This is a genomic window from Pseudoxanthomonas sp. F11, assembly GCF_037046485.1.
GTDB lineage: Bacteria > Pseudomonadota > Gammaproteobacteria > Xanthomonadales > Xanthomonadaceae > Pseudoxanthomonas_A.
Map to the genome: position 1 here is coordinate 119,471 of NZ_JBANLZ010000002.1, position 24,093 is coordinate 143,563.

Below are 24,093 nucleotides of genomic sequence, written 5' to 3' on the forward strand. Positions count from 1 at the left end.
CGGCCGCGGACTTGGCAGCGTCAAATCCGACCGCTACCCTGCGCCATCCTTGGAAAAGACCGTTCCGGCCCATGCAGCCTTCCAATTCCCGTCTCGGCTTCCTGCCCAACCTGATCTTCGCCTCGCGCTGGCTGCAGTTGCCGCTGTATCTGGGCCTGATCGTCGCGCAGTGCGTCTACGTGTTCCTGTTCGGCAAGGAGCTGTGGCACCTGATCCACCGCGCCCCGGGCCTGGGCGAGCAGGAGATCATGCTGATCGTGCTGGGCCTGATCGACGTGGTGATGATCTCCAACCTGCTGGTGATGGTGATCGTGGGGGGATACGAGACCTTCGTGTCGCGCCTGCGCCTGGAAGGTCATCCGGATCAGCCGGAATGGTTGAGCCACGTCAATGCGAGCGTGCTGAAGGTGAAGCTGGCGATGGCGATCATCGGCATCTCGTCGATCCATCTCTTGAAGACCTTCATCGCGGCGGGGGCGCTGAATGGCCTGCCGTTCTGCTCGTCCGCGCAGCTGGCGCAGATGAAGGCCGAGATGGCGATCACCAGTGCCCAGTGCACGCAGCTCACGCCGGATGGCGTGCTATGGCAGACGATCATCCACTGCGTCTTCATCCTGTCGGCGATCGGCATCGCCTGGACCGACAAGTTGATGAATGGTGCGGCGCCGGCAAAGCACGCCGCGCACTGACCCGGGACCTTTGATGGCGACGTTCGCAGAGGCGGGAATCGCCGCCATCCTGGCGCAGGATGGGCCGATATCCGCCGCAAGCGGATCTGCGTGAGACTCATCCAGCCGGGTCGAATCGCCCGCGTCTCAGGGTTTGGTCCGCCGCAGGCCGTAAAATGCGCGGATGGATGTCTCCCACCTGCTCGATGACCTGAATCCCGCCCAGCGCGACGCCGTCTCGGCCGCGCCCGGGCATTACCTGGTGTTGGCCGGCGCCGGTTCCGGCAAGACCCGCGTGCTGACCCACCGCATTGCCTGGCTGAACGAGGTGCACGGCGTGCCCGCCCACGGCATCCTGGCGGTGACCTTCACCAACAAGGCGGCCGGCGAGATGCGCGCGCGCGCCGACGTGCAGCTGCGCAATGGCAGCCGCGGCATGTGGATCGGCACCTTCCACGGCCTGGCGCACCGCCTGCTGCGCCTGCACTGGCAGGAAGCGAAGCTGCCCGAAACCTTCCAGGTGCTGGACAGCGACGACCAGCAGCGGCTGGTGAAGCGCGTGGTGCAGGCGATGGAGCTGGACGAGGGCAAGTATCCGCCCAAGCAGCTCACCTGGTGGATCAACGAGCAGAAGGACGAAGGCCGCCGGCCCGAGCACATCCAGCCGGCGCCGAACGACGACTGGCTGGACGTGCGCCGGCAGGTCTATGCCGGCTACCAGGAACGCTGCGACCGCGCAGGACTGGTGGATTTCGCCGAACTGCTGCTGCGCGCGCACGAGCTGCTGCGCGACACGCCGGCCCTGCTGGCGCACTACCGCATGCGCTTCCGTGAAATCCTGGTGGACGAGTTCCAGGACACCAACGCCATCCAGTATGCCTTCGTGCGCGTGCTGGCCGGCGACAGCGGACACGTGTTCGTGGTGGGCGACGACGACCAGAGCATCTATGGCTGGCGCGGCGCGAAAGTCGAGAACATGCAGCAGTTCCTGCGCGACCATCCCTCCGCGCGGACCATCCGGCTGGAGCAGAACTACCGTTCCAGCGCCAACATCCTGGGCGCGGCCAACGCGGTGATCGCGCACAACCCCGGCCGCATCGGCAAGCAGCTGTGGACCGATACCGGCGATGGCGAGCCGATCGACCTGTATGCCGCCTACAACGAGATGGACGAAGCGCGCTTCGTCGTCGAGCGCATCCGCCAATGGGTGCGCGACGGCGGCAGCCTGGGCGACGCCGCCATCCTCTACCGCAGCAACGCGCAGTCGCGCGCCTTCGAAGAAGCGCTGCTGTCCGAACAGTTGCCGTACCGCGTGTACGGCGGCATGCGCTTCTTCGAGCGCGCCGAAATCAAGGACGCGCTGGCCTACCTGCGCCTGGTGGCCAACCGCGGGGACGATGCCGCCTTCGAGCGCGCGGTCAACACGCCGGCACGCGGCATCGGCGAGCGCACGCTGGACGAAGTGCGCCGTCTCGCACGGAACGCGCGCGTGTCGCTGTGGGGGGCGGCCATGCTGGCCACGCAGGGCACGGAACTGGCCGGGCGCGCACGCAACGCACTGGCCGCGTTCATGGCGCTGGTCGAGCAGCTGGCGGGCGAAACCGCCGAACTGGACCTGGCCGAGCGCGTGGATCACGTACTGGTCCGATCGGGCCTGCGCGAGCACTGGGCGAAGGAAAGCCGCGGTGGACTGGATTCCGAATCGCGCACCGAAAACCTGGACGAGCTGGTGTCGGTCGCCTCGCGCTTCGTTCGCCGCATCGACGATGACGACGCGACGGAAGGCATGAGCGAACTGGTCGCCTTCCTCTCCTACGCCGCGCTGGAGGCCGGCGAAGGCCAGGTCGAGGCCGGCGAGGACGGCGTGCAGCTGATGACGCTGCACTCGGCCAAGGGCCTGGAGTTTCCGCTGGTGTTTCTGGCCGGCCTGGAAGAGGGACTGTTCCCCAGCAACCGTTCGCTGGACGAGAGCGGCCGGCTGGAAGAGGAACGGCGCCTGGCCTACGTGGGCATCACCCGCGCCCGGCAGAAGCTGGTCCTGACCTATGCCGAGGCGCGCCGCCTGCACGGGCAGGACATGTACGGCATCCCGTCGCGCTTCCTGCGCGAGATTCCGGCGAACCTGCTCAACGAAGTGCGTCCGCGCGTGCAGGTCAGCCGGCCGGCCTCCGGCTTCGCCACCCGTCCCACGCCTAGCCATGCCAGCCTGGAAACACCGGGACTCAAGCTGGGCCAGACCGTCACCCATGCCAAGTTCGGGCCGGGCGTGGTGACCGACTACGAGGGCAGCGGCGCGCACGCGCGCGTGCAGGTCAATTTCGCCAACGAGGGCAGCAAGTGGCTGGTGCTGGCCTACGCCAACCTGCAGGCCGTCTAGGCGCTGCCCGTTGATCCAGATCACGGCGCCCTAAGCACGGCGGGCGTGTAATGGCCGCACCCCATCACCACGAGGTGCGGCATGTACCGGCATATCCTGATCGCGACGGACGGCTCGGAACGGGCCAGCAAGGGCGTGCAGCACGGCCTGGCCCTGGCGGCCCGGCTGCAGGCCAAGGCCACGGTGCTGACCGTCAGCGAGCCCATCAACACCGGTTTCGACGATGCGCTGGGCTGGAGCGCGGTGGCGACCTCGCTGCCGGATTTCCAGAACGCCCGCAACGAAGCCGCACGCAAGGTGCTGGATGCGGCGGCAGCGGAGGGGGCGCGGGCGGGCGTGACGCCACAGCGGCTGCATGTGGCCGACCGTTATGCGGCCGAGACGATCGTGGACACGGCCGAGCGCGAAGGCTGCGACCTCATCGTGATGGCCTCGCACGGGCGGCGCGCCCTGGGCCGCCTGCTGCTGGGCAGCCAGACCAGCGAGGTGCTGGCCCGCTGCGGCGTGCCGGTGCTGGTGATCCGATGAGCGCGGGACCTCACCAGCCGTAGAGCTTCCAGTACACCGGCGATACGTCGACGTTGTCCTTGCTCTTGTCCAGGCGCCCGTCGCCGTCGGAGTCGTACAGGTAGTACGCCGCGCCGCGCGCCGGCGTCACCTTGACCATGCGCAGGTTGCCGGCTACCCGATACTCCTCGATGGTGTCGCCGTTCTTTTCCGTGCGGACCGCAACCTGTGCGTTGGCCAGGTCGATGTCGGCAGGCGTGTTGCCCGCGGTCGAAGCGCAACCGGCCACGGCCAGCAGGCAGGACAACGGCAGGGCGAAGGTCGTCATGCGGTTCATGGTGGCGTCCGGTAGGGAGTGACAGCCCGATTATGCGCCGAATGCCGGCACGGGGCGCGTGACGCCGTGCCCAGGGGTGCGGCGTAGAATGCCGGCATGACACGACTCGTACTGATCGACGGCTCCAGCTACCTGTTCCGCGCGTTCCATGCGCTGCCCCCGCTCACCAACGCGCAGGGCGAGCCGACCGGCGCGCTGTTCGGCGTGGTCAACATGCTGCGCGCCACGCTGAAGGAAAAGCCGGACTACGTGGCCTTCGTGCTGGACGCCAGCGGACCGACCTTCCGCGACGAGCTCTATCCCGATTACAAGGCGAACCGGCCGCCCATGCCCGACGATCTGCGTGCGCAGGTCGAGCCGATGATCCGCATCGTACAGGCGCTGGGATTCCCGCTGCTGCGCGTGGAGGGCGTGGAGGCCGACGACGTGATCGGCACGCTGGCGCTGCAGGGCGCGGCGCAGGGCATGGAGGTCACCATCTCCACCAGCGACAAGGACTTCGCCCAGCTGGTGCGGCCGGGCGTGTCGCTGGTCAACACGATGAGCGGCAGCCGCCTGGATTCCGCCGATGCCGTGGTCGAGAAATTCGGCGTGCGCCCCGAGCAGATCGTCGATTTCCTCGCCCTGATGGGCGACGCGGTGGACAACGTGCCCGGCGTGGAGAAATGCGGTCCCAAAACGGCCGCCAAGTGGCTGGGCGAATACGGCACGCTGGCCGCGATCATCGACAGGGCCGATGAGATCAAGGGCAAGATCGGCGACAACCTGCGCGCCGCGTTGCCGCGCCTGCCGTTGAATCGTGAGCTGGTCACCATCAAGACGGACGTGGCGCTGGACGGCGGCCCGGACACGCTGCCGTTGCGCGAACGCCATGTCGACGAGCTGCGCGAGCTGTACGCACGCTACGGCTTCAACCAGGCGCTGAAGGAACTGGAAGGCGGGTCGCCCGACGCATCCGCCGTGGCCGAGAAGGAGCCGGGTCGCGCGCGCGGTACCGGACGCGTCGCCACGACGGCGCCGGACGAAGCCGTCGACCCGGCGCTGGGCGCAGCCGGCGCGTACACCGCCGTGACCACGCCGGAGCAGTTGGAGGCGCTGGTGGCGCAGTTGCGCGCCGCGGACGAGTTCGCCTTCGACACCGAGACCGACAGCCTGGATCCGATGCAGGCCAATCTGGTGGGCCTGAGCTTCGCCACCCAGGTCGGCCATGCCGTATACGTGCCGGTCGGGCACGACTACCCCGGTGCGCCGCCGCAGCTGGATCGCGCCGCCGTTCTCGCTGCGCTGTCGCCGGTGCTGTCCGACCCCGGCAAGCGCAAGCTGGGCCAGCACGGCAAGTACGACCTGCACGTGCTGCGCCGCCATGGCGTGGACGTGCAGGGCTACGCCGACGACACGATGCTGGAGAGCTTCGTGCTGAACGCCGGCAGCAACCGCCACGACATGGACAGCCTGGCCAGGCGCTTCCTCGGCTACGACACCATCAAGTACGAAGATGTGGCCGGCAAGGGCGCGAAGCAGATCCCGTTCTCGCAGGTGGCCGTCGACGACGCCACCCGCTATGCCGCCGAAGACGCCGACATCACCCTTCGCCTGCATCGCGCGATCGCGCCGAGGCTGGCGGCGGAGCCTGGCCTGGAGCGCGTATACCGCGACATCGAAATGCCGCTGGTGCCGGTGCTGGCGCGCATCGAGGCCAACGGCGTGATGATCGACGGCGACGAGCTGCGCCGGCAGAGCGCCGACCTGTCCAAGCGCATGCTCGCGGCGCAGCAGAAGGCCACCGAGCTGGCGGGCCGCACCTTCAACCTGGATTCGCCCAAGCAGCTGCAGGCGTTGCTGTTCGACGAACTGAAGCTGCCGGTGCTGGTGAAGACGCCGACCGGCCAGCCCAGCACCAACGAGGAGGCGCTTGAAGCCATCGCCGACCAGCACGAGCTGCCGCGGGTGATCCTGGAATACCGCGGCCTGGCCAAGCTGCGCAGCACCTACACCGACAAGCTGCCGGAGATGGTCAATCTCGACACCGGTCGCGTGCACACCAGCTACCACCAGGCCGGCGCGGCGACGGGGCGGCTGTCCTCGACCGATCCCAACCTGCAGAACATCCCCATCCGCACCGACGACGGGCGCCGCATCCGCAAGGCTTTCGTGGCGCCGCCCGGCCGCAAGCTGGTGGCCTGCGACTACTCGCAGATCGAGCTGCGCATCATGGCCCACCTGTCGCAGGACCCGGGCCTGGTGCGCGCATTCGAATCCGGCGCCGACATCCACAAGGCGACGGCGGCGGAAGTGTTCGGCCGCAAGCTGGAAGAGGTCACCGCCAACGAACGCCGCGCCGCCAAGGCGATCAACTTCGGCTTGATGTACGGCATGAGCGCGTTCGGGCTGGCGCGCCAGCTGGGGATCGGGCGTGGCGAGGCCCAGGACTACATCGCGCTGTACTTCAGCCGTTACCCCGGCGTGCGCGATTACATGGAACGCACGCGCCAGCAGGCGCGCGAGCACGGCTATGTCGAAACCGTGTTCGGCCGCCGCCTGTACCTGGAGTACATCAACAAGGGGACCCAGGGCCAGCGCGCCGGCGCCGAGCGCGCGGCGATCAACGCGCCCATGCAGGGCACCGCGGCGGACATCATCAAGCGCGCGATGATCGGCGTGGACGCGTGGCTTGCGGATCACCGCGACCGGGTGCTGATGATCCTGCAGGTGCACGACGAACTGGTGTTCGAAGCCGAAGCCGGTTTCGTGTCGACGTTGCTGGAAGAGGTGACGGCGCGGATGGCGGCGGCCGCGCAACTGAGCGTTCCGCTGGTGGTGGACAGCGGGGTCGGGGACAACTGGGAAGAGGCCCATTGAGCCGGGCCTGAAAACGTTTTCCTTGCAGAACATGCACTTGCGAAAAGTTCAGGAAAACCCTGACAGGTATATTTGTATACCGGGCAGTTCAATAAACTGAATTCCTCCTGAATCTTACGGTTTTTTAACCGGAATCTTCACGAACCATCCATGTGCGGAGTGGTCATATAGCTCGCGACAGATGCAACGTCTGTCGCTGATCTCTCCCATCCCCTGGAGCGATCTCCCCCGGAGCGACGACCCCTCCCCAGGTCCCGCTCCTCTGGCCCCGCCGATCTCCCCCTGGTCCGCGGGGCTTTTTATTGCCTGTCGTTTGGCCTGATGCCGTGCGTTACCGTGCGCGGAGTCCTCGACCACGCGGTGCCGCATGAGCGCGATCCTCGAACCGATGTTCCAGCTGGCCATGCCGTGGTGGGCGTTCGTGCTGCGCGCCTGCGCGGTGTATTTCATTCTGCTGGCGATGATCCGCATGACCGGCAAGCGCACGATGGGGCAGTTCACGCCGTTCGACATGCTGCTGGTCGTGCTGCTGGGAAACGCGGTGCAGAACGCGCTGCTCGGCGATGACACGTCGGTGGGCGGCGGCCTGCTGCTGGCTGCCACCCTGATCGCGCTGAACTGGAGCGTGGGCCTGGTGTCGGCGCGGTCGCCGAAGGTGGAGCGCTGGATCGAAGGCGTGCCGGTGCTGTTGGCGCGGGACGGGCAGGTCTATCGCGAGGTACTGCGGCGGGAGCTGATCAGTCGCGAGGACTTCGAGAAGGCGATGCGCGAAGCCGGCTGCCTGGACATGGCCGATATCCGCTTGGCGGTACTGGAGAACAACGGGCACATCACCCTGGTGACCAGACAGAAGCCGCCTCTGTAGGAGCGACGTCAGCCGCGACCGCACGTTGCCAGCCGAGAGGCAAACTCCGCTTGTGGCCGCGATATGCGCGTATCCAGCGAATAGCTTCTTTCGTTTCTGCGGTCGCGACTGACGTCGCTCCTACAGCAAGCACGTCAGCCGAGTTCGGCCAGCCAGTCGCGTGGGCGCAGGTAGTCCGCCAGCCGCTGCTCGTCGCTGCCGTCTTCCGGCGCATAGCCGTATTCCCAGCGCACCAGCGGCGGCAGGCTCATCAGGATGGATTCGGCGCGACCGCCGCTCTGCAGGCCGAACAGCGTGCCGCGGTCGTAGACCAGGTTGAACTCCACGTAGCGGCCGCGCCGGTACAACTGGAACTGGCGCTCGCGTTCGCCGTAAGGCGCGTCCTTGCGGCACGCGACGATGGGCAGGTACGCATCGAGGAAGCCGTCGCCGACGGCTCGCAGATAGCCGAAGTCGCGGTCGAAGTCCTCGCTCAGATCGTCGAAGAACAGCCCGCCCACGCCGCGGGTCTCGTTGCGGTGCTTGAGGAAAAAGTACTCGTCGCACCAGCGCTTGTGCGCGTCGTAGCGGACCTGCCCGCCATACGGCTCGCACAGGTCGCGCGCGGTCCGGTGCCAGTGATGCACGTCCTCGTCGACCGGATAGAACGGGGTCAGGTCGAAGCCGCCGCCGAACCACCACGCCACTGTCTCGCCATCGCGCTCGGCGCGGAAGTGGCGCACGTTCGCGTGGGTGGTGGGCAGGTAGGGGTTGCGTGGATGGAACACCAGCGACACGCCGACCGCGCGCCAGGAGGCGCCCGCAAGTTCGGGACGATGTGCGGAGGCGGAGGGCGGCAGCCGATCCCCGGAGACATCGGAGAACCCGATGCCCGCCTGTTCGAACACCGCGCCATCGCGCAGCACGCGCGTGCGTCCCCCGCCGCGGATCGGCGAGGGATCGCCGGGTGCGCGGCTCCAGCCGTCCTCATGGAAGCGCGCACTTCCATCGGCGGCCTCGATGGCGGCGCAGATGCGGTCCTGCAGGTCGGTCAGATAATCGCGGACGGGCGTGATGTCGTTCATGCCGCGCATTCTACCGGGCACGCTGTGCCCACCCGAACTCGGCGCGCACGTGAGGACGGCACAGCTGCCAGACGATCAGTGCATGCAGGGCGCCGAACGCCACCGCCGTCGCCCAGGCCAGTGCCAGCGACAGGCGGCGCAGCGCGCCCAGTTCGGCCGCCAGTGACGCGACATCGGGCGCCTTCGGCAGGTGGTCGATCCAGGCAAAGAGCGCGTCGATCACGGCGATGACGCCGAAGTTGGCGGCCGCGCCCAGCACCAGGAAGGCCACGAAACCCCACCAGCCCCACGCGCGGCGGCGCAGCAGGCCCACCGACACCACCAGGAAGGCGCCGCTCACGAGCAGCAACCCGACCGTGATGGCCACCAGGTGCGACAGCACCCACCGCGCCGCTGCAGGACTCGGCTGGGTCGCCAGAAAGGCGAGGACGCTGTCGACCTCGCCGCCGCGCAGCACCAGCAGTGCGACCAGCACCTGCACGGCGGCGTACAGCGTCGCCACGATGCCCATCACGATCGACACCTTCGCGGTGACGGTGACGAAGGCGGTGCCGTTCGTGATGGAAGGCGATGCGGCCATGCGCTACTTCAGGGTCTGCTCGAACAGCTTCAGCACGCGCTTGTATTCGTCCAGCCACGAGTCCGACCGCGTGAAGCCGTGGCGCTCCAGCGGATACGCCGCCAGTTCCCAGTTGTCCTTGCGCAGTTCGATCAGCTTCTGCGTCAGCACCACCGAGTCCTTGAAGAACACGTTGTCGTCGATCATGCCGTGGGCGATCAGCAGGTGGTCCTGCAGGCCGTCGGCGTACTCGATCGGTGACGAGGCGCGGTACGCCTCGGGGTCCAGTTCGGGCGTGTTGAGGATGTTGCTGGTGTACTCGTGGTTGTACTGCGTCCAGTCCACCACCGGCCGCAGCGCGGCGCCGGCCTTGAAGGTGCCCGGCGAGCGGAACAGCGCCATGAAGGTCATGAAGCCGCCGTAGCTGCCGCCGTAGATGCCGGCGCGGTCGCGGTCGCCCTGCTTCTGCTCCACCAGCCAGTCCAGGCCGTCGAGATAGTCCTCGAGCTCGGGGTTGCCCATGTTGCGGTAGATCGCCGTGCGCCAGTCGCGTCCGTAGCCTTCGCTGGCGCGGTAGTCCAGATCGAGCACGATATAGCCGCGCTCCACCAGCAGGTGGTGGAACATCTGCTCGCGGAAGTAGTTGGGATAGCGTGCGGTGACGTTCTGCAGATAACCCGCGCCGTGCACGAACATCACGATGGGGTAGCGCTTGCCCGGTTCCATCGTCTCCGGGCCGTAGTACTTGCCCCAGACCACGCCGGCGCCATGCTTCGATGGTACCTGCACGTACTGCGGCTCGTGCCAGCGGCGCGCCTTGAAGGCGGCGGAGCGGGTATCGGTGAGCTGCCGCGCCGGGCGGCCCTCCAGGCCGACCACAGACAGCTGCGCGGGCGTGTAGCTGCGCGAATGGCGGACCAGCAGCTGGCGGCCGTCCGGCGAGGCGCTGAAGCTTTCCACGCCGTCGAGTGCGGTGACTTCGCGCACGTGGTTGCTGGCGAGGTCGAGCGAGCAGACTTCATAGTCGCCCGGCCAGGCGCGGTTGCAGAGGAACAGGAAACCGTTGCCGTCCGGCGCCACCTGCGGCTCGGAGACTTCCCATTTGCCCGACGTGCGTGCGCGGACTCTGTCCGAACCCGTCGCCGTGTAGAGGTGCGAGTAGCCGGACTCTTCCGACAACAGCCATAGCGTGCGGTTGTCCGGCAGCCAGCCGAACTGGTTGAAGCCCCAGTTGATCCAGGCCTCGTCGGTCAGGCGGTGGCGTGGCTGCAGGCGCGCGCCGGGCAGATCGACCGTGGCGATCCAGCGGTCCTTGTTGTCCACCGCATGGATCTGCACCGCGACCTGCGTGCCGTCGTTCGTCCATGCCATCGCGCTGCCGTCGCTGTCGTTCTCCACGCGCACGTCGCGGTGGCCCTTCAGTGGCTCCTGGCCGGCCTTCTTGCGCAGCGCGGCGAGCGGGTCGCGGTCGATGCCGGGCAGCGGGTCGAAAGCCAACGGCTTGACGCTGCCGTCGGCCAAGTCCACGCGCCACAGCGCATGCGGCAGGGGCGCGTTGCGTCCCACGCGCGTCCGCACGTCCTGGAATTCCTCGTAGCCCGATTCGGTGACGTACTTGGGCATCTTGCCGCCTTGTCCGGCATCGGCGCCCTTCTTCCGCGTGACCACCAGCAGCCATCGGCCATTCGGCGACAGCGAGCTGGATTCGATCTCCACCTCGGCGCCCAGGTAGATCGGGGCCGGCGCGCGCGTGGGATCGGCCTTGCGCCATGCCTCAGCCTGCTTCTGCGCGGCCTCGCGCTGGGCGCGGTCGTCGGCCAGCGTGCGGATCGTGCGCAGCTGCTGCTCGCGCAGCGCATCGGCCTTGGGCGGGGCCAGCGGATCGCGTTCGGCCTTGAGTTCGGCGACGACGGCAGTGCCAGTGCCGGCGGTCCAGCGGTACCAGCTGTTGCCCGCCCGCCAGAGCACCGCGCCGTCGGCACTGAAGCGCGCCTGCTGTTCCACCTCATTGGTGCGGGTCACCTGGGTCAGCGTCCCGCTGCGCAGGTCGCGCACGAACAGGTCGCCATTGCGCACCAGCAGCATGCGCTGGCGGGCGGCGTCGTAGACCGGGTCGGCCGCGTCCAGGCGCGCGCGCTGGTCGTCGGCGACGCGCTGCGCGGCCCCGCCGTCGAGCGTCTGTTCGAAGGTGTCGCGCACGCTGCTGCCGTCGCGTTTGAGTTCGTACTGCACCTGTTTGCCGTCCCAGGTCCACCAGGCACGTTCCACCGGCGGACCGATCCAGTCCGGTTCGGCCATCGCCTGTTCCAGCGTGAACGGCGCGGACGTCTGGGCGTTCACCGAAGGGGCGAGGGTGAACGGCAGCAGCAAGGCGAGCAGGGCGGGGCGCATCGGGCATCCGTTAGTGCAAGGTGAAGAGGCGAAGATTACCAGCCCCTCCACCCGGCTCCGGCCGCCGATCGTCACGCCCCGCGCGCGCGCGGCGCGGGTTTCGCGCATGGGGCATTTCCCGCACAATCCCTGCTTGTCCACTCGCAGGGCGCAGTACGCGCGGATGCACGCCTACGTCTACAAGAGCCAGCGCAAGGCCGACACGTTCGTCTATCTGGCGGCGCGCGACGATTTCGGTCGCGTGCCTGAGCCGCTGCGCACGCAACTGGGCGCGCTGACGTTCGTGCTGGACGTGGCCCTGACCGCGGACCGCAAGCTGGCCCGCGAGGACGCCGCCGTCGTGCGCACCAACCTGGCGGCGCAGGGCTTCCACATCCAGTTCCCGCCGCCGTCCGACCCTGCTGTCCGTCCCGATGCCTGAGTTCCGGCTGCAACCCCGCCCCATTGCCGTGATCGCCCTGCTGGCGGGCCTGCTGCTGGCCGGCGCCGGCGGTGGGGCCGGAGGGCTGCTGGCCGCGGTCGGCGCCTGTCTGGCGCAGCCGGCGATCGCGTTGGGGGTGTCCTGGCTGCGTGGCACGCGGCTGCTGGCGCCGGCCCGTGCTTGGCGCGAGGACGTGCCTGCCTTGTTGTTGGCCTGGGCGGCCGCGTTTGCCGGCACGGCGGTGCTGCTGGCATGGCCGCTGGCTTCGTTGCGCGACACCGGCAGCCTGCCTGCCGCGCTGGGTGTCAGCGCGGTGGTCGGCGCGGTGATCGTGGGATTGTGGCGCACGTGGCCCCTGTGGCACGGCCTGGAACGCGATGGCGGTGCCCTGTCTGCGCACTGGCGTGGCCTGGTGGAACGCGACTTCCACGCTTGGCGCGGCCTGGCGGTGGCCACGCTGCTGGTGCTGGCCGTCGGCGGCGGACTTTGGCTGGCCTGGCCCGGCCTGGTGCCGGACGGCCTGCGCACCGGTTCGGCGGTGGTCTACGCGCTGCTGCTGCCGGTGCTGCACTGGGGCGTGCAGCGGCTGGAGGGTGCGGGGGTGCTGCCGGTCGTGGAGATGCCGGACAGCGGGAGCGACGCCGCCACGCCCGAACCGGCGATCGAGACAGCCGCCAAGGCACTGGATCTGGACCAGGCGCTGTTCGAAGCCGCACGCGGCGGGCGCGTCGAGCGCGCGCTGGAGTTGATCGAAGCCGGGGCGGATCCGCATGCGCTGCCACCTGAAGGCGCGCGCGACCAGCGCAGCCTGGGCGCGCTGGCGGCGGTGCTGCCCGACCTGCGCCTGCTGCGCACGCTGATCGCGCATGGCGTGGACCTCAACCACGCGCATGCTGGGGTCACCCCGCTGCTGGCGGCCACCCGCGACAGCTGGCACGGCCGGCCCGACGCGGTCACCACCCTGCTGGCCAACGGTGCCGATCCCCGCATCGCCGATGCGGACGGCAACACGCCGCTGCACCATGCCGCCCGCAGTTCCGACCCCGGCGTGGTGGCGTTGCTGCGCGATGCCGCCGCCGAACTCGATGCGCTGAACCACGACGGCCTGACGCCGCTGGGGGTGGCCTGCGTGGCGGGCAACTGGCGGCTGGCGAAATTCCTGCTGGAACGCGGCGCGCGTCCCGACCCGCAGGACGGACAGCCGGTCCTGCTGGCCGCCGCGTCGACCGAAGAGGACGATCCTGCCGGCGTGCAACTGCTGCTCAAGCACAAGGCGAAGGTGGACGCGCGCGACGCGCGGCGTCGCAGCGCCCTGCACGAGGCGGCTCATGCCGGCCATGCCGAGATCACGGCCACGCTGCTGGCTGCCGGTGCCGACGTGCATGCCCGAGACGCTCTGCAGCGCACGCCGTGGCTGGAGGCCGCGCGGGGCGCGCATCTGAATGTGCTGGACAAGTTGGCCGAAGCCGGCGCCGATCGCCACGCCGTGGATGCCGATCGCCGCAATGCCTTGATGCTGGCGTGCACCGCCGAGCAGGGGTCCCCGGCCCTGGTGCGCCGGCTGCTCGAATGGGGCGTGGATCCCGCCTCGACCGACGCGCAGGACCGGCGCGCCGTCGACCTGGCGGCGGAAGCCGGGCGGTGGGCGCTGGTTTCCGTGCTGGACCCCGGCTATGCGCTGCCTACCGCCGTCGCGGCCGGCGACGACGAAGCCCCCCCCGATCGCGCGCCGGTGGCGCTGCTGCGTGACGGTCTGGCGAGCGGGCAGGTGGAGGGCCTCGACGCACTGGCGCGCCTGAGTGCGCGGGACGAATTGGGCGCGCTGTTGCACGACCCGGAGATGCAGCGTCCGGCGCGCCTGGCATGGCTGCTGCGCCACGGGGCCGATCCGGACAGTCGCGACGCGCGCGGCGACACCCTGGTGTTCTCGCTGATGTCCCATGGCTCGGCGGGCGTGCCGGCGCTGGTCCCGGTGCTGGCGCGCGGCGCCTCGCCGGCCGGGGCTGGTGGGCTGGCCCGCTTCCTGGCGGCGTGCGCGGCGGACGACCAGGCCGCGCGGACCCTGGAATCCTTCGCCCTCGATCTGCTGGAGCGCGGCGCCGACCCGTTCGCGCCTTCCCCGCAGGGCGATCCGGCGCTGTCGCTGGCGGTGCGGCTGGGCTGGCAGCGCCTGCTCGACCGCCTGCTCGACATCGGCGTGGACCGCGAAGCGCGCGACAGCCATGGCATGACCGCGTTGCACCTGGCGGCCGTGCTCGGCCGCGAGACCGCGCTGAAGCAGCTGATCGCGAAGGGCGCATCGCCTGATGCGCGCGCCGCGGACGGGCAGACGCCGCTGGGCGTCGCACTGGCCTGCGGACGTCGCGACCTGGCCGATTGGCTGGACTGGCGCACCTGGCCGTTACCGCGGCGCGCCCTGCGTGCGTCCGACCTGCCGGCGGCGGCGATGGCCGGCGACCGCGACGCGGTGCGACGATTGCTGGACCTGGGCTTCGATGTCGATTCGCCGGATGCGCAAGGATGCACGGCCCTGCTGCGCGCGTCCGGTGGCGGTTTCGGGTCCACCGTGGATCTGCTGCTGGCCCGTGGCGCCGATCCGCAGCGCGCCGCCACCACCGGCGCCACGCCGCTGTCGGCGGCGGTCAGCATGCGCCAGGCCGATATCGTCGGCGCGTTGCTCGCTGCCGGCGCCGACATCGAACACCGCCTGCCCGGTGGCGTCACCGTGCTGATGCTCGCGGCCGCGCTGGGCCTGCCGGAGATCGTCGCGCGCCTGATCACGGCCGGCGCCAACGTGCATGCCGGCGATGCGCAGGGGCTGACGCCGCTGCACTGCGCAGCGCTGTACGGTTTCACCGCGCGCGAGAAGCCGCGTCTGGTCGCCCTGCTCGACACGTTGCTGCTGTCGGGCGCGGAATCCGAGCAGGTGGCCGCCGGCGCGGTGACGCCGCTGCTGCTGCTGCTCGGCGCACGTGCCGAGCCTGGCACGGCCTGCGACGAAGAGGTCGTGCTGGCCGGCCTGGAACGCCTGCTCGACGAAGGCGTGTCGCTGGACGTGCAGGATCCGCGGGGCTTCGGCCCGTTGCATCTGGCCTCGCTGCACGGCCTGTTGCGGGTGGTCAGCCGGCTGCTGCGCGCCGGCGCCGATCCGGAGTTGCGCGACACCCTGAACCGCACCCCGCGCGAGATCGCGGTGATGCGCGGCTTCATCGACGTGGCGGCCGAGTTCGTACCCGTCGCGCCCGGTGCGGGCGCCTCGATGGCGCGCTTCCTGCGCGACCGAGGCTAGCGCGCGCCGGGCGGCGTACCGTCGCCGGTCGCATCCGCCTCGAACAGTCTCTCCAGGTCGCCGATCGCATCGCGCGCGGTCTGGATTACCGCGCCATCGTCGTCGTAGACCAGGTACTGCGCGCGCAGCAGCTTCTCGTCGTGCGCGCGGAAACGGCGCGTATGCTCGGCGGCGGTTTCCGGCGGCACGCCCAGCTCCACCAGCACCTGTTGCGCCATCTCCAGGCTGGAGCCCAGTGTCTCCCGATAGGCCTCCGCGCTGAGATCCATCAGCCGCCATGCATGCTGGCGATTGCGCGCGCGCGCCAGCACGCGCGCCTCGGGGAACATCCGCCGGATCAGCCGCGTGGCCTTGATGTTGGTGTCGGGGTCGTCCATGGCGATCACGAACACCTTCACGTGCTGCGCGCCCGCCGAACGCAGCAGGTCCGGCCGGGTCGGGTCGCCGTAGTACAGGCGGATGTTGCCGAAGCGCCGCAGTGTGTCCACGGTTTCCGTGCTGTGCTCCAGCGCGACGAAGGGAATGCGCTGCGCGGTCAGCAGGCGCGCGACGATCTGGCCGAACCGGCCCATGCCGGCGATCAGCACCTGCGGCTGCGCGTCGGGGATCTCGTCGAAGCTACGGTTCTGCGGCGCGGGGCGCTTCACCTCCGCCAGCAGGCGATGCAGGCCCAGCAGCAGCAACGGCGTCAGGGCCATCGAGACGCCGACGATGGCGGTCAGCTGGTTGCGCAGTTGGGCGTCCATCAGCTTCACCCGGGCCGCTTCGCTGAAGACCACGAAGGCGAACTCGCCGCCCAGCCACAGGGTGCCGGCCAGCATCAGCGCGCCGCGCGGGTCCAGTCGCCCCGGCCAGCGGCCGATCCCGAACAACAGCGCGAACTTGACCGTCAGCAGGGTCGCCACGCCGGCGGTGATCAGTTCGGGCTGCGCCACCACCGCGTCCAGGTCGATGTCCATGCCGACGGCGATGAAGAACAGGCCCAGCAGCAGGCCCTTGAATGGGTCGATCTGCGATTCCAGCTCGTGGCGGAATTCGGAATCGGACAGCAGCACGCCGGCCAGGAACGCGCCCAGGCCCGCGCTCAGCCCGGCCAGCTGCATGAACCAGGCGATGCCCAGCACCACCAGCAGCGCGGTGGCGGTGAACACTTCCGGCATGTGGGTGCGCGCGACCACGCGGAACAGGTGGCGCAGCACCAGTCGGCCGCCGAAGATCACGATCGCGATGGCGCCGATGGCATGGAACACCATCGTCCAGGTCAGCGTTTCGTTCTTGGCGCCGCCCAGCAGCGGGATCGCCGCCAGCAACGGGATCGCCACCAGGTCCTGGAACAGCAGGATGGCGAAGCCGAGCCGGCCGTGCTCGCTGGTCAGTTCCTTGCGTTCGGACAGCAGCTGCAGGCTGACGGCGGTGGACGACAGCGCCAGGCCCAGCCCGACCACCAGCGCGGTCTTCCAGTGATGCTCGAACAGCAGCGCGATCCCGCCCAGCACCAGCGCGCTCAGCAGGACCTGCAGCCCGCCGGCACCGAACACCGGCTTGCGCATCACCCGCAGGCGCGAGGGCGACAGTTCCAGACCGATGACGAACAGCATCATCACCACGCCGATCTCGGCGGCGTTGAGGATGCGGTCGGCGTCGCGCACGAGCGCCAGGCCGTCCGGGCCCAGCACTACGCCGGCCACCAGATACGCCAGCACCGCGCCCAGCCCGAACCGCTTGAACACCGGCACCGCGATCACCGCGGCCAGCAGGAACACCAGCGCCAACTCCAGACCACTACCGTGCATGCGTCACCTCGTAGGGATAGTATGCGGCGGACAGGGCCGGACCGGCCCGCTTCCAGGGATCGAGGAGGGCGTATGAGGCAGCGCAGTGTTTGGTTGGCATGGATGCTCGTGGGCATGGCGGCTTTCGTGCAGAGCGCCTGGGCGCAGGGCCCGGGCGCCGTGCGCAAGCAGGTCGAGGCCAGCATGCGGGTGACCGGCATGCTCACGATCCGCACCGATGGCAGCGTAGCGGCGGTGGAGCTGGACACGCCGGATCGGTTACCCGAGGGCATCCCCGCCTTCGTTTCCGGGGTTGCCGCATCGTGGCGCTTCGAGCCGGTGGTCATCGACGGTGATGCCAAGCAAGTACGCACCAAGATGAGTGCGCGCCTGGTGGCCAAGTCCACCGGCGACGGCAAGATGCTGGTGTCGGTGCGTGGCGCGGACTTCGGCGACTATGAGGCGACTCCGCCGGAGGAGCGCGTCAGTAGCGTGGTCATGAAGCCGCCCGGCTATCCGATGGCGGCCGCGCAGAGTGGCGCCCAGGGGACGGTGTACCTGCTGCTGAAGATCGATCCCGATGGTTCCGTCAGCGACGTGGTCGCCGAGCAGGTGAACCTGCGCATGGTCGCCAGCGAGGCGCAGATGCGCCAGTTCCGCGACCGGTTTGCGCGCGCCGCCGTCGGTGCGGCGGAGAAATGGACGTTCAAGCCGCCCAGCCGGGGCGAAGCCGCCAGTCAGCCGTACTGGGTGGTGCGCGTGCCGGTGGATTTCAACTTCGGCGGCAAGCGCCGCTACGGCCAGTGGGAAGCCTACGTGCCCGGCCCGCGCGAGCGCGTCTCCTGGTCGCGGGACGAGGACCGCCCCGGATTCTCGCCCGATACGCTCGCAGACGGTGGCGTGCACATGGCGGGCGACACCCGGGGGCCGAAGTTGCTGACGCCGTTGGGCGACACCTGATCGCGGCAGTCCGGTAAAAGAAAAGCCCCGCATCGCGGGGCTTTTCCATGGGGTGCTTCGATCAGCGCTTCATCGAGCTGAAGAACTCGTCGTTGGACTTGGTGTTCTTCATCTTGTCCAGCAGGAACTCCATCGCCGCGATCTCGTCCATCGGATGCAGCAGCTTGCGCAGGATCCAGATCTTCTGCAGCAGTTCCGGTTCGATCAGCAGGTCCTCGCGGCGGGTGCCGGAGCGGTTGATGTCGATGGCCGGATAGACGCGCTTTTCGGTGATGCGGCGGTTCAGGTGCACTTCGCTGTTGCCGGTGCCCTTGAACTCTTCGTAGATCACCTCGTCCATCTTGCTGCCGGTCTCGACCAGCGCCGTGGCGATGATGGTCAGCGAACCGCCTTCCTCGACATTACGCGCGGCGCCGAAGAAGCGCTTCGGGCGGTGCAGGGCGTTGGCGTCCACGCCGCCGGTCAGCACCTTGCCGGAGCTGGGTACGACGTTGTTGTAGGCACGGGCCAGGCGGGTGATCGAGTCCAGCATGATCACCACGTCCTTCTTGTGCTCGACCAGGCGCTTGGCGCGCTCGATCACCATCTCGGCGACCTGCACGTGGCGCGCGGCCGGCTCGTCGAAGGTCGAGCTGACCACTTCGCCGCGTACGGTGCGCTGCATTTCGGTGACTTCTTCAGGACGCTCGTCCACCAGCAGCACGATCAGGTGCACGTCCGGGTGGTTGGTCGTGATGGCGGTGGCGATCTGCTGCATCATGATCGTCTTGCCCGCCTTGGGCGGCGACACGATCAGCGCGCGCTGGCCCTTGCCCTGCGGCGCCATCAGGTCGAGGATGCGGCCGGCGATGTCTTCCGACGACCCGTTGCCACGCTCCAGGGTGAAGCGGCGGCGCGGGAACAGGGGGGTCAGGTTCTCGAACAGCACCTTGTTCTTCGACGCTTCCAGCGGCTCGCCGTTAATGGTGTCGATGGTCGACAGCGCGAAGTAGCGCTCGCCGTCCTTCGGCCAGCGGATGCGGCCGGCCAGGTGGTCGCCGGTGCGCAGGTTGAAGCGGCGGATCTGGCTGGGGCTGATGTACACGTCGTCCGGGCCGGCCAGGTAGCTGGCCTCGGCGGCGCGCAGGAAGCCGAAGCCGTCCGGCAGGATTTCCAGCACGCCGTCGGCAGCGACGCCTTCACCGTGGCGGGTCAGCACCTTCAGCAGGGCGAAAATCACGTCCTGCTTGCGGGCGCGGGCGACGCCTTCCTGGATGTTCAGCTGCTCGGCGATGTCCAGCAGCTTGGGCGCGGGCATGCGCTTGAGGTCGCCCAGCGAGTACTGCGGGAAACCCTCCGGCACGTTGGGCATCGCCCGCGGTGCGAAGTTCTCCTGGCCGCCGCCGTTGCCGTCCTGCGGCATGCCGTCCTGGCCCTGGCGGTCGCGGTTGCGCTCGCGGCGGTTGCGGAAGCGGTCGCGGCGGTTGTTGCCGAAGCGGTTGCCGTCGCGGGGTTCACCGCGGTCGCCGCCCTCGTGCTGCGAGCCGCCCTGTGGCTGCGGGCCGGCGTTCTCGCCTGTGCCCTGCGAAGGGGCCGGGGCGGCGGACGCCGGGGGCGCCTCGGGGGCCGCGGCGCGTTCGGCGACCGGCGGCAGCGGAAGCTGCGGCGCGGGATCGGCCGCGCGCTCGGCGAGGGCGGCGGTATCGGCGGCGGGGGTCTTGGGGGCGCGGGTCTTGCGCACGCGCTTTTCGGCGGGGGCGCCGGTTTCGTTGCTGCTGTCGGACAAGTTGCGAATCCTCGCTAGGTGGCGAGCGCCGGCGTTGCGGCGGCGGGTGAGTAAAAGGAGACGGGGGCTTCAGATGGGTGCGGCGCATCCCCTGCGCCGGAATTCGGGTTCGACACTATCACCGGGCCTGGGTGGCGGCAAGCCGGGCCGCCACGGCGGGTTCAAGCGGATTCAGCCAGCGCGCCCCGGCGTGCGGGGCGCTGGGGGCTCAGGCAGCCTGGGTACCCAGGGCCTTGTCGATCATCTGGGTCAGCTGGCCCTTGCCGACGGCGCCGATCTGGGTGGCCTGGATCTGGCCGTCCTTGAACAGCAGCAGCATCGGGATGGACCGCACGTGGTACTTGATGGCGGTGGCGCGGTTCTCGTCCACGTTGACCTTGGCGACCTTCAGCTTGCCGCCGTAGGTCTCGGCCAGTTCGTCCAGCACCGGCGAAATCATCTTGCAGGGGCCGCACCATTCGGCCCAGAAGTCCACCAGCACCGGTTCGCCGGACTGCAGCACGGCGGCGTCGAAATCGGCATCGCCGACGTGGGTCACTTTGTCGCTCACGGGGATCTCCTGCGGGGTCCGCGGGCGGGCGCGGACGGGTTCGGGCCGGGACGGCCTCCACGATTGGGGTAAACTGGGGCGTTCCGCGACCTTTTCAAGGTTACCCAGGTGGTCGCGCAACCCGGCACAGGGGGCGCAGTGTGCGACGCCGGTACGGCCGATGCAAGCACACCCACCGCATTCACACGACACGCGCGCGGAACACAGCGACGCAAAAGAAGAAGGCATGAGCGACAAACCGTTAACCGACATCACGTTCTCCTCGTTCGACCTGCATCCGGCGTTGCTCGCCGGGCTGGAAGGCGCAGGTTTCTCCCGCTGCACGCCGATCCAGGCGATGACGCTGCCGGTCGCCCTGGCGGGGCGCGATGTCGCCGGCCAGGCGCAGACCGGCACCGGCAAGACGCTGGCGTTCCTGGTGGCGGTGATGAACCGCCTGCTGAGCCGCCCGGCGCTGGCCGAGCGCAAGCCCGAGGATCCGCGCGCGCTGATCCTGGCGCCCACGCGCGAACTGGCCATCCAGATCCACAAGGACGCGGTGAAGTTCGGTGCCGACCTAGGCCTGCGCTTCGCCCTGGTCTACGGCGGCGTGGACTACGACAAGCAGCGCGAACTGCTGCAGAAGGGCGTGGACGTCATCATCGCCACGCCCGGCCGGCTGATCGACTACGTCAAGCAGCACAAGGTGGTCAGCCTGCACGCCTGCGAGGTGTGCGTGCTGGACGAAGCCGACCGCATGTTCGACCTGGGCTTCATCAAGGACATCCGTTTCCTGCTGCGGCGCATGCCCGAGCGCACCACCCGGCAGACGCTGCTGTTCTCGGCCACCCTCTCGCACCGCGTGCTGGAGCTGGCCTACGAGCACATGAATGAGCCGGAGAAGCTCGTCGTCGAGACCGAGTTCATCACCGCGGCCAAGGTGCGGCAGAAGCTGTACTACCCGGCCGACGAGGAGAAGATCCCGCTGCTGATTGGCCTGCTGTCGCGCAGCGAGGGCGCGCGCACCATGGTGTTCGTCAACACCAAGGCGTTCGTCGAACGGGTGGCGCGCGCGCTGGAGCGCGCGGGCTACCGCGTTGGCGTGCTGTCAGGCGACGTGCCGCAGAAGAAGCGCGAATCGCTGCTGAAGAAGTTCCAGGCCGGCCAGCTGGAACTGCTGGTGGCCACCGACGTGGCCGCGCGCGGCCTGCACATCGACGGCGTGTCGCACGTGTTCAACTTCGACCTGCCGTTCGATGCCGAGGACTATGTGCATCGCATCGGCCGCACCGCGCGCCTGGGCGCCGAGGGCGATGCGATCAGCTTCGCGTGCGAGCGCTATGCGATGTCGCTGCCCGACATCGAGGCCTATATCGAGCAGAAGATCCCGTCCGAGCCGGTCACCGCGGAACTGCTGACCGCGCTGCCGCGTCCGGAGCGCCCGAAGCCGGTGGCAGGCGAGGGCGATGACGAAGAAGAAAGCATCGGTCAGATCTTCCGCGAGGCACGCGAACAGAAGGCCGCCGACGACGAACGCCGTGGAGGTGGCCGCAAGCCCGGTGGCGCAGGCGGTGCCGGTCGTCGCGACGGTACCCGCCGCGACGGACCGCGCTCGGCCGACGGCAAGCCGCGCCCGCCGCGCGCACCGCGTGCGCCGCGCCCCGAAGGCGAGGCCGTCGCCGCGGCCGCCCCGGTGGCGCATGCGGCCGACGTGCCGCGTCCCGAGAGCACCGCCACGCAGCCCGAAGGCGAGCGCAAGCCGCGCAAGCGTCGCCGCCGTCGCCACGGTCGTCCGCTCGAGGGCGCGGAAGGCGCCGTCGCCAGTGCCGCGCCCGCCGCACCCAAGCAGGCGCCCGTACCGAAGCCAGTCGCCGACAACGCCGGTTTCCTGACCCGCCTGGGCCGCAAGATCCGTTCGTTCGTCTCGGGCAACTGACCCGCGATACCTGTAGGAGCGCCCCATGGGCGCGATGCCTTTTGCCGGAAAAGCATCCGGAGCAAAGGCATCGCGCCCGAGGGCGCTCCTACAGAAGCGTTGATCGGCATGGGTACCGGTGCGCATCGCAACCGACATGCCGGCTCCGGCATAATCGGCGCACATGAGCGTCCTGCGATTCGAAAACGTCAGCAAGCAATACCCCGGCGGCCACGCGGCGCTGGAGGACGTCAGCTTCGAGGTGGCCGAAGGCGAGATGCTGTTCGTCACCGGGCATTCCGGCGCGGGCAAGAGCACCCTGCTGAAGCTGATCCACCTGAGCGAGCGGCCCAGCCGCGGTGCGGTGGTGTTCGGCGGCAGGAACCTGCTGAAGGTGCGTGGCGGCCGTATCCCGCTGCATCGTCGCGAGGTGGGCGCGGTCTATCAGGACCATCGCCTGCTCACCGACCGCACGGTGATGGAAAACGTCTCGCTGCCGCTGATCCTGCGCGGCGACCGCCGGGGCGACATCGGCAAGCGGGTGCGCGAAGTGCTGGCGCGACTGGGGCTTGGCCACCGGGAAAACGCGCTGCCCACGCAGCTCTCCGCCGGCGAGCAGCAGCGCGTGGGCATCGCCCGCGCGATCGTGGCCGAGCCGCGCCTGCTGGTGGCGGACGAGCCCACCGGCAACCTCGACCCCACACTGGCGGCGGAGATCATGTCGCTGTTCGCGTCCATGCCCGAGCGGGGGACCAGCGTGCTGGTGGTCAGTCACGACCTGTCGCTGCTCAAGCGCATGAAGAAGCGCGTGCTGATCCTCGACCACGGCAAGCTGGTCGACGACATCTCCCCGGCGGACCTGGCCGAATGAGCGACGCGAAGAACAGCCGCGCGCAGGCGCGCTCCGGTGCGGGCATCTGGCTGGACCAGCATCTGTACAGTTTCGTGTCCAGCCTGGGACGGGCCGTGCGCCGCCCGTGGGCCACGCTGCTGACGGTCGGCGTGATGGCGGTGGCATTCGCGCTGCCGCTGGGCCTGTGGCTGGCGTTGCAGAACGTGGGCCACTTCGCCGGCGATGTGCAGCAGTCGCGCGAGATCGATCTGTTCCTGACGCCCGAGACGCCGGTGGCGCGCGCGCAGGCGCTGGCGGAAACGCTGCGCGCGCGCGACGACGTGGCCAGCGTGGAGGTGCGCACGCCCGACCAGGGCCTGGCGGAGTTCCGCCAGCGCAGCGGACTGGCCGATTCGCTGGACCTGCTGGACGGCAATCCGCTACCGGCCCTGCTGGTGGTGGTGCCCGAAGGCGACGAGGCGCGGTTGGTCGCCGCGCTGGAGGCGTTGCCGGAAACGGACCTGCTCCAGCACGATGCGGCCTGGCGCGAACGTCTGACCGGTTGGATGGGGTTCGGTGAGCGCCTGACCTGGGTGCTGGCCGCCCTGTTCGGGCTGGGTGCGTTGCTGGTGGTGGGCAATACCGTGCGCCTGGACATCCAGTCGCGGCGCGAGGAGATCGGCGTGCTGCAGTTGCTGGGTGCCAGCGACGGCTTCATCCGCCGGCCTTTCGTCTACCTGGGGGCCTGGTATGGCCTGGCGGCCGGTGCGCTGGCGCTGGGACTGCTGACGCTGGCCGCGCTGGCGCTGCGTGATCCGCTGGCCGCGCTGGCGCGCAGCTATGGCAGCCCGTTCGCGCTGTCAGGGCTGGATCCGCTGGGTGCTGCGCTCGTGGTGCTGGCGGCCACGATCGTGGGCTGGCTGGGCGCATGGCTGGTGACCGGCCACTTCTTGCGTCAGACTCGCCCGACTGCCACCTGACTT

At 69.3% G+C, this 24,093-nt stretch carries 18 protein-coding genes; 11 read left to right on the top strand and 7 right to left on the bottom strand.

The window, feature by feature from the left end; translation table 11 throughout:
- The first annotated feature begins 71 nt into the window (after positions 1–71).
- From V8246_RS06305 to V8246_RS06315, 3 genes are all read left to right on the top strand, one after another.
- The gene (locus tag V8246_RS06305) at positions 72–689 is read left to right on the top strand and encodes a TIGR00645 family protein (protein WP_162110786.1); all 618 of its coding nucleotides are present in this window, start codon (positions 72–74) and stop codon (positions 687–689) included.
- A gap of 163 nt (positions 690–852) precedes the next feature.
- Positions 853–3,045, top strand: coding sequence for a DNA helicase II (gene uvrD / locus V8246_RS06310; protein ID WP_336188437.1), 2,193 nt, complete (start codon positions 853–855; stop codon positions 3,043–3,045).
- An 81-nt stretch (positions 3,046–3,126) separates the two neighbouring features.
- Complete coding sequence (locus tag V8246_RS06315; RefSeq protein ID WP_336188438.1) at positions 3,127–3,573, top strand: universal stress protein; 447 nt, start codon at positions 3,127–3,129, stop codon at positions 3,571–3,573.
- Between the two features lie 10 nt (positions 3,574–3,583).
- Here the strand turns inward: V8246_RS06315 and V8246_RS06320 are convergent, their stop codons facing one another.
- Positions 3,584–3,880: a DUF2782 domain-containing protein gene (locus V8246_RS06320; RefSeq protein ID WP_336189048.1), complete on the bottom strand. Its 297-nt coding sequence runs from the start codon at positions 3,878–3,880 to the stop codon at positions 3,584–3,586.
- A 105-nt stretch (positions 3,881–3,985) separates the two neighbouring features.
- Here V8246_RS06320 and polA point away from each other — a divergent pair, with 105 nt between their 5' ends.
- Both polA and V8246_RS06330 read left to right on the top strand, forming a co-directional pair.
- The gene (polA, locus tag V8246_RS06325; RefSeq protein WP_336188439.1) at positions 3,986–6,748 is read left to right on the top strand and encodes a DNA polymerase I; all 2,763 of its coding nucleotides are present in this window, start codon (positions 3,986–3,988) and stop codon (positions 6,746–6,748) included.
- Positions 6,749–7,115: 367 nt separating this feature from the next.
- Positions 7,116–7,613 (top strand): YetF domain-containing protein, encoded by a 498-nt coding sequence (locus V8246_RS06330; RefSeq protein ID WP_253456807.1) that lies wholly within the window; start codon positions 7,116–7,118, stop codon positions 7,611–7,613.
- 134 nt (positions 7,614–7,747) lie between these two features.
- Here V8246_RS06330 and hemF read toward each other — a convergent pair whose 3' ends face one another.
- From hemF to V8246_RS06345, 3 genes are read right to left on the bottom strand one after another with little or no spacing between them, the layout of a single operon-like run.
- Positions 7,748–8,677: an oxygen-dependent coproporphyrinogen oxidase gene (gene hemF / locus V8246_RS06335; RefSeq protein ID WP_336188440.1), complete on the bottom strand. Its 930-nt coding sequence runs from the start codon at positions 8,675–8,677 to the stop codon at positions 7,748–7,750.
- A 10-nt stretch (positions 8,678–8,687) separates the two neighbouring features.
- A complete protein-coding gene (locus V8246_RS06340) occupies positions 8,688–9,257 on the bottom strand; it encodes a hypothetical protein (RefSeq protein ID WP_336188441.1) in 570 nt (189 codons plus the stop codon).
- Between the two features lie 3 nt (positions 9,258–9,260).
- Entirely contained in the window at positions 9,261–11,627 is a 2,367-nt protein-coding gene (locus V8246_RS06345; protein WP_336188442.1) for a S9 family peptidase, read from the bottom strand.
- A 163-nt stretch (positions 11,628–11,790) separates the two neighbouring features.
- On the opposite strand from V8246_RS06345, the gene V8246_RS06350 reads away from it, so the two are divergent.
- Positions 11,791–12,048, top strand: coding sequence for a YcgL domain-containing protein (locus tag V8246_RS06350; RefSeq protein ID WP_336189049.1), 258 nt, complete (start codon positions 11,791–11,793; stop codon positions 12,046–12,048).
- Complete coding sequence (locus V8246_RS06355) at positions 12,041–15,337, top strand: ankyrin repeat domain-containing protein (protein WP_336188443.1); 3,297 nt, start codon at positions 12,041–12,043, stop codon at positions 15,335–15,337. The genes V8246_RS06350 and V8246_RS06355 overlap by 8 nt, the downstream gene beginning before the upstream one ends.
- Here the strand turns inward: V8246_RS06355 and V8246_RS06360 are convergent.
- Positions 15,334–17,130 carry a monovalent cation:proton antiporter-2 (CPA2) family protein gene (locus tag V8246_RS06360; RefSeq protein ID WP_336188444.1) on the bottom strand — a complete coding sequence of 599 codons (1,797 nt, stop codon included), beginning with the start codon at positions 17,128–17,130 and terminating at the stop codon, positions 15,334–15,336. The genes V8246_RS06355 and V8246_RS06360 overlap by 4 nt on opposite strands.
- A gap of 72 nt (positions 17,131–17,202) precedes the next feature.
- Between V8246_RS06360 and V8246_RS06365 the strand changes: the two genes are divergently transcribed.
- Positions 17,203–18,069, top strand: a complete 867-nt coding sequence (locus V8246_RS06365; protein WP_336188445.1) for an energy transducer TonB — start codon at positions 17,203–17,205, stop codon at positions 18,067–18,069.
- A gap of 61 nt (positions 18,070–18,130) precedes the next feature.
- On the opposite strand, the gene rho is transcribed toward V8246_RS06365, so the two are convergent.
- Together rho and trxA are read right to left on the bottom strand one after the other, a co-directional pair.
- Positions 18,131–19,834, bottom strand: a complete 1,704-nt coding sequence (rho, locus tag V8246_RS06370) for a transcription termination factor Rho (RefSeq protein ID WP_336188446.1) — start codon at positions 19,832–19,834, stop codon at positions 18,131–18,133.
- A 208-nt stretch (positions 19,835–20,042) separates the two neighbouring features.
- Entirely contained in the window at positions 20,043–20,384 is a 342-nt protein-coding gene (gene trxA / locus V8246_RS06375) for a thioredoxin TrxA (protein WP_055939299.1), read from the bottom strand.
- Positions 20,385–20,610: 226 nt separating this feature from the next.
- Between trxA and rhlB the strand changes: the two genes are divergently transcribed.
- From rhlB to ftsX, 3 genes are all read left to right on the top strand, one after another.
- Positions 20,611–22,299, top strand: a complete 1,689-nt coding sequence (gene rhlB / locus V8246_RS06380) for an ATP-dependent RNA helicase RhlB (protein WP_336188447.1) — start codon at positions 20,611–20,613, stop codon at positions 22,297–22,299.
- Between the two features lie 163 nt (positions 22,300–22,462).
- Positions 22,463–23,149, top strand: coding sequence for a cell division ATP-binding protein FtsE (ftsE, locus tag V8246_RS06385; protein WP_162111233.1), 687 nt, complete (start codon positions 22,463–22,465; stop codon positions 23,147–23,149).
- Positions 23,146–24,090: a permease-like cell division protein FtsX gene (gene ftsX, locus V8246_RS06390; protein WP_336188448.1), complete on the top strand. Its 945-nt coding sequence runs from the start codon at positions 23,146–23,148 to the stop codon at positions 24,088–24,090. Before ftsE ends, ftsX begins: the two co-directional genes overlap by 4 nt.
- Positions 24,091–24,093: the final 3 nt, after the last annotated feature.

Bases quoted from the DNA above. Each gene is read 5' to 3' on its own strand.
- V8246_RS06305 (WP_162110786.1), top strand. From the start codon at position 72: ATGCAGCCTTCCAATTCCCGTCTCGGCTTCCTGCCCAACCTGATCTTC.
- uvrD (WP_336188437.1), top strand. From the start codon at position 853: ATGGATGTCTCCCACCTGCTCGATGACCTGAATCCCGCCCAGCGCGAC.
- V8246_RS06315 (WP_336188438.1), top strand. From the start codon at position 3,127: ATGTACCGGCATATCCTGATCGCGACGGACGGCTCGGAACGGGCCAGC.
- V8246_RS06320 (WP_336189048.1), bottom strand. From the start codon at position 3,880: ATGACGACCTTCGCCCTGCCGTTGTCCTGCCTGCTGGCCGTGGCCGGT.
- polA (WP_336188439.1), top strand. From the start codon at position 3,986: ATGACACGACTCGTACTGATCGACGGCTCCAGCTACCTGTTCCGCGCG.
- V8246_RS06330 (WP_253456807.1), top strand. From the start codon at position 7,116: ATGAGCGCGATCCTCGAACCGATGTTCCAGCTGGCCATGCCGTGGTGG.
- hemF (WP_336188440.1), bottom strand. From the start codon at position 8,677: ATGAACGACATCACGCCCGTCCGCGATTATCTGACCGACCTGCAGGAC.
- V8246_RS06340 (WP_336188441.1), bottom strand. From the start codon at position 9,257: ATGGCCGCATCGCCTTCCATCACGAACGGCACCGCCTTCGTCACCGTC.
- V8246_RS06345 (WP_336188442.1), bottom strand. From the start codon at position 11,627: ATGCGCCCCGCCCTGCTCGCCTTGCTGCTGCCGTTCACCCTCGCCCCT.
- V8246_RS06350 (WP_336189049.1), top strand. From the start codon at position 11,791: ATGCACGCCTACGTCTACAAGAGCCAGCGCAAGGCCGACACGTTCGTC.
- V8246_RS06355 (WP_336188443.1), top strand. From the start codon at position 12,041: ATGCCTGAGTTCCGGCTGCAACCCCGCCCCATTGCCGTGATCGCCCTG.
- V8246_RS06360 (WP_336188444.1), bottom strand. From the start codon at position 17,130: ATGCACGGTAGTGGTCTGGAGTTGGCGCTGGTGTTCCTGCTGGCCGCG.
- V8246_RS06365 (WP_336188445.1), top strand. From the start codon at position 17,203: ATGAGGCAGCGCAGTGTTTGGTTGGCATGGATGCTCGTGGGCATGGCG.
- rhlB (WP_336188447.1), top strand. From the start codon at position 20,611: ATGAGCGACAAACCGTTAACCGACATCACGTTCTCCTCGTTCGACCTG.
- ftsE (WP_162111233.1), top strand. From the start codon at position 22,463: ATGAGCGTCCTGCGATTCGAAAACGTCAGCAAGCAATACCCCGGCGGC.
- ftsX (WP_336188448.1), top strand. From the start codon at position 23,146: ATGAGCGACGCGAAGAACAGCCGCGCGCAGGCGCGCTCCGGTGCGGGC.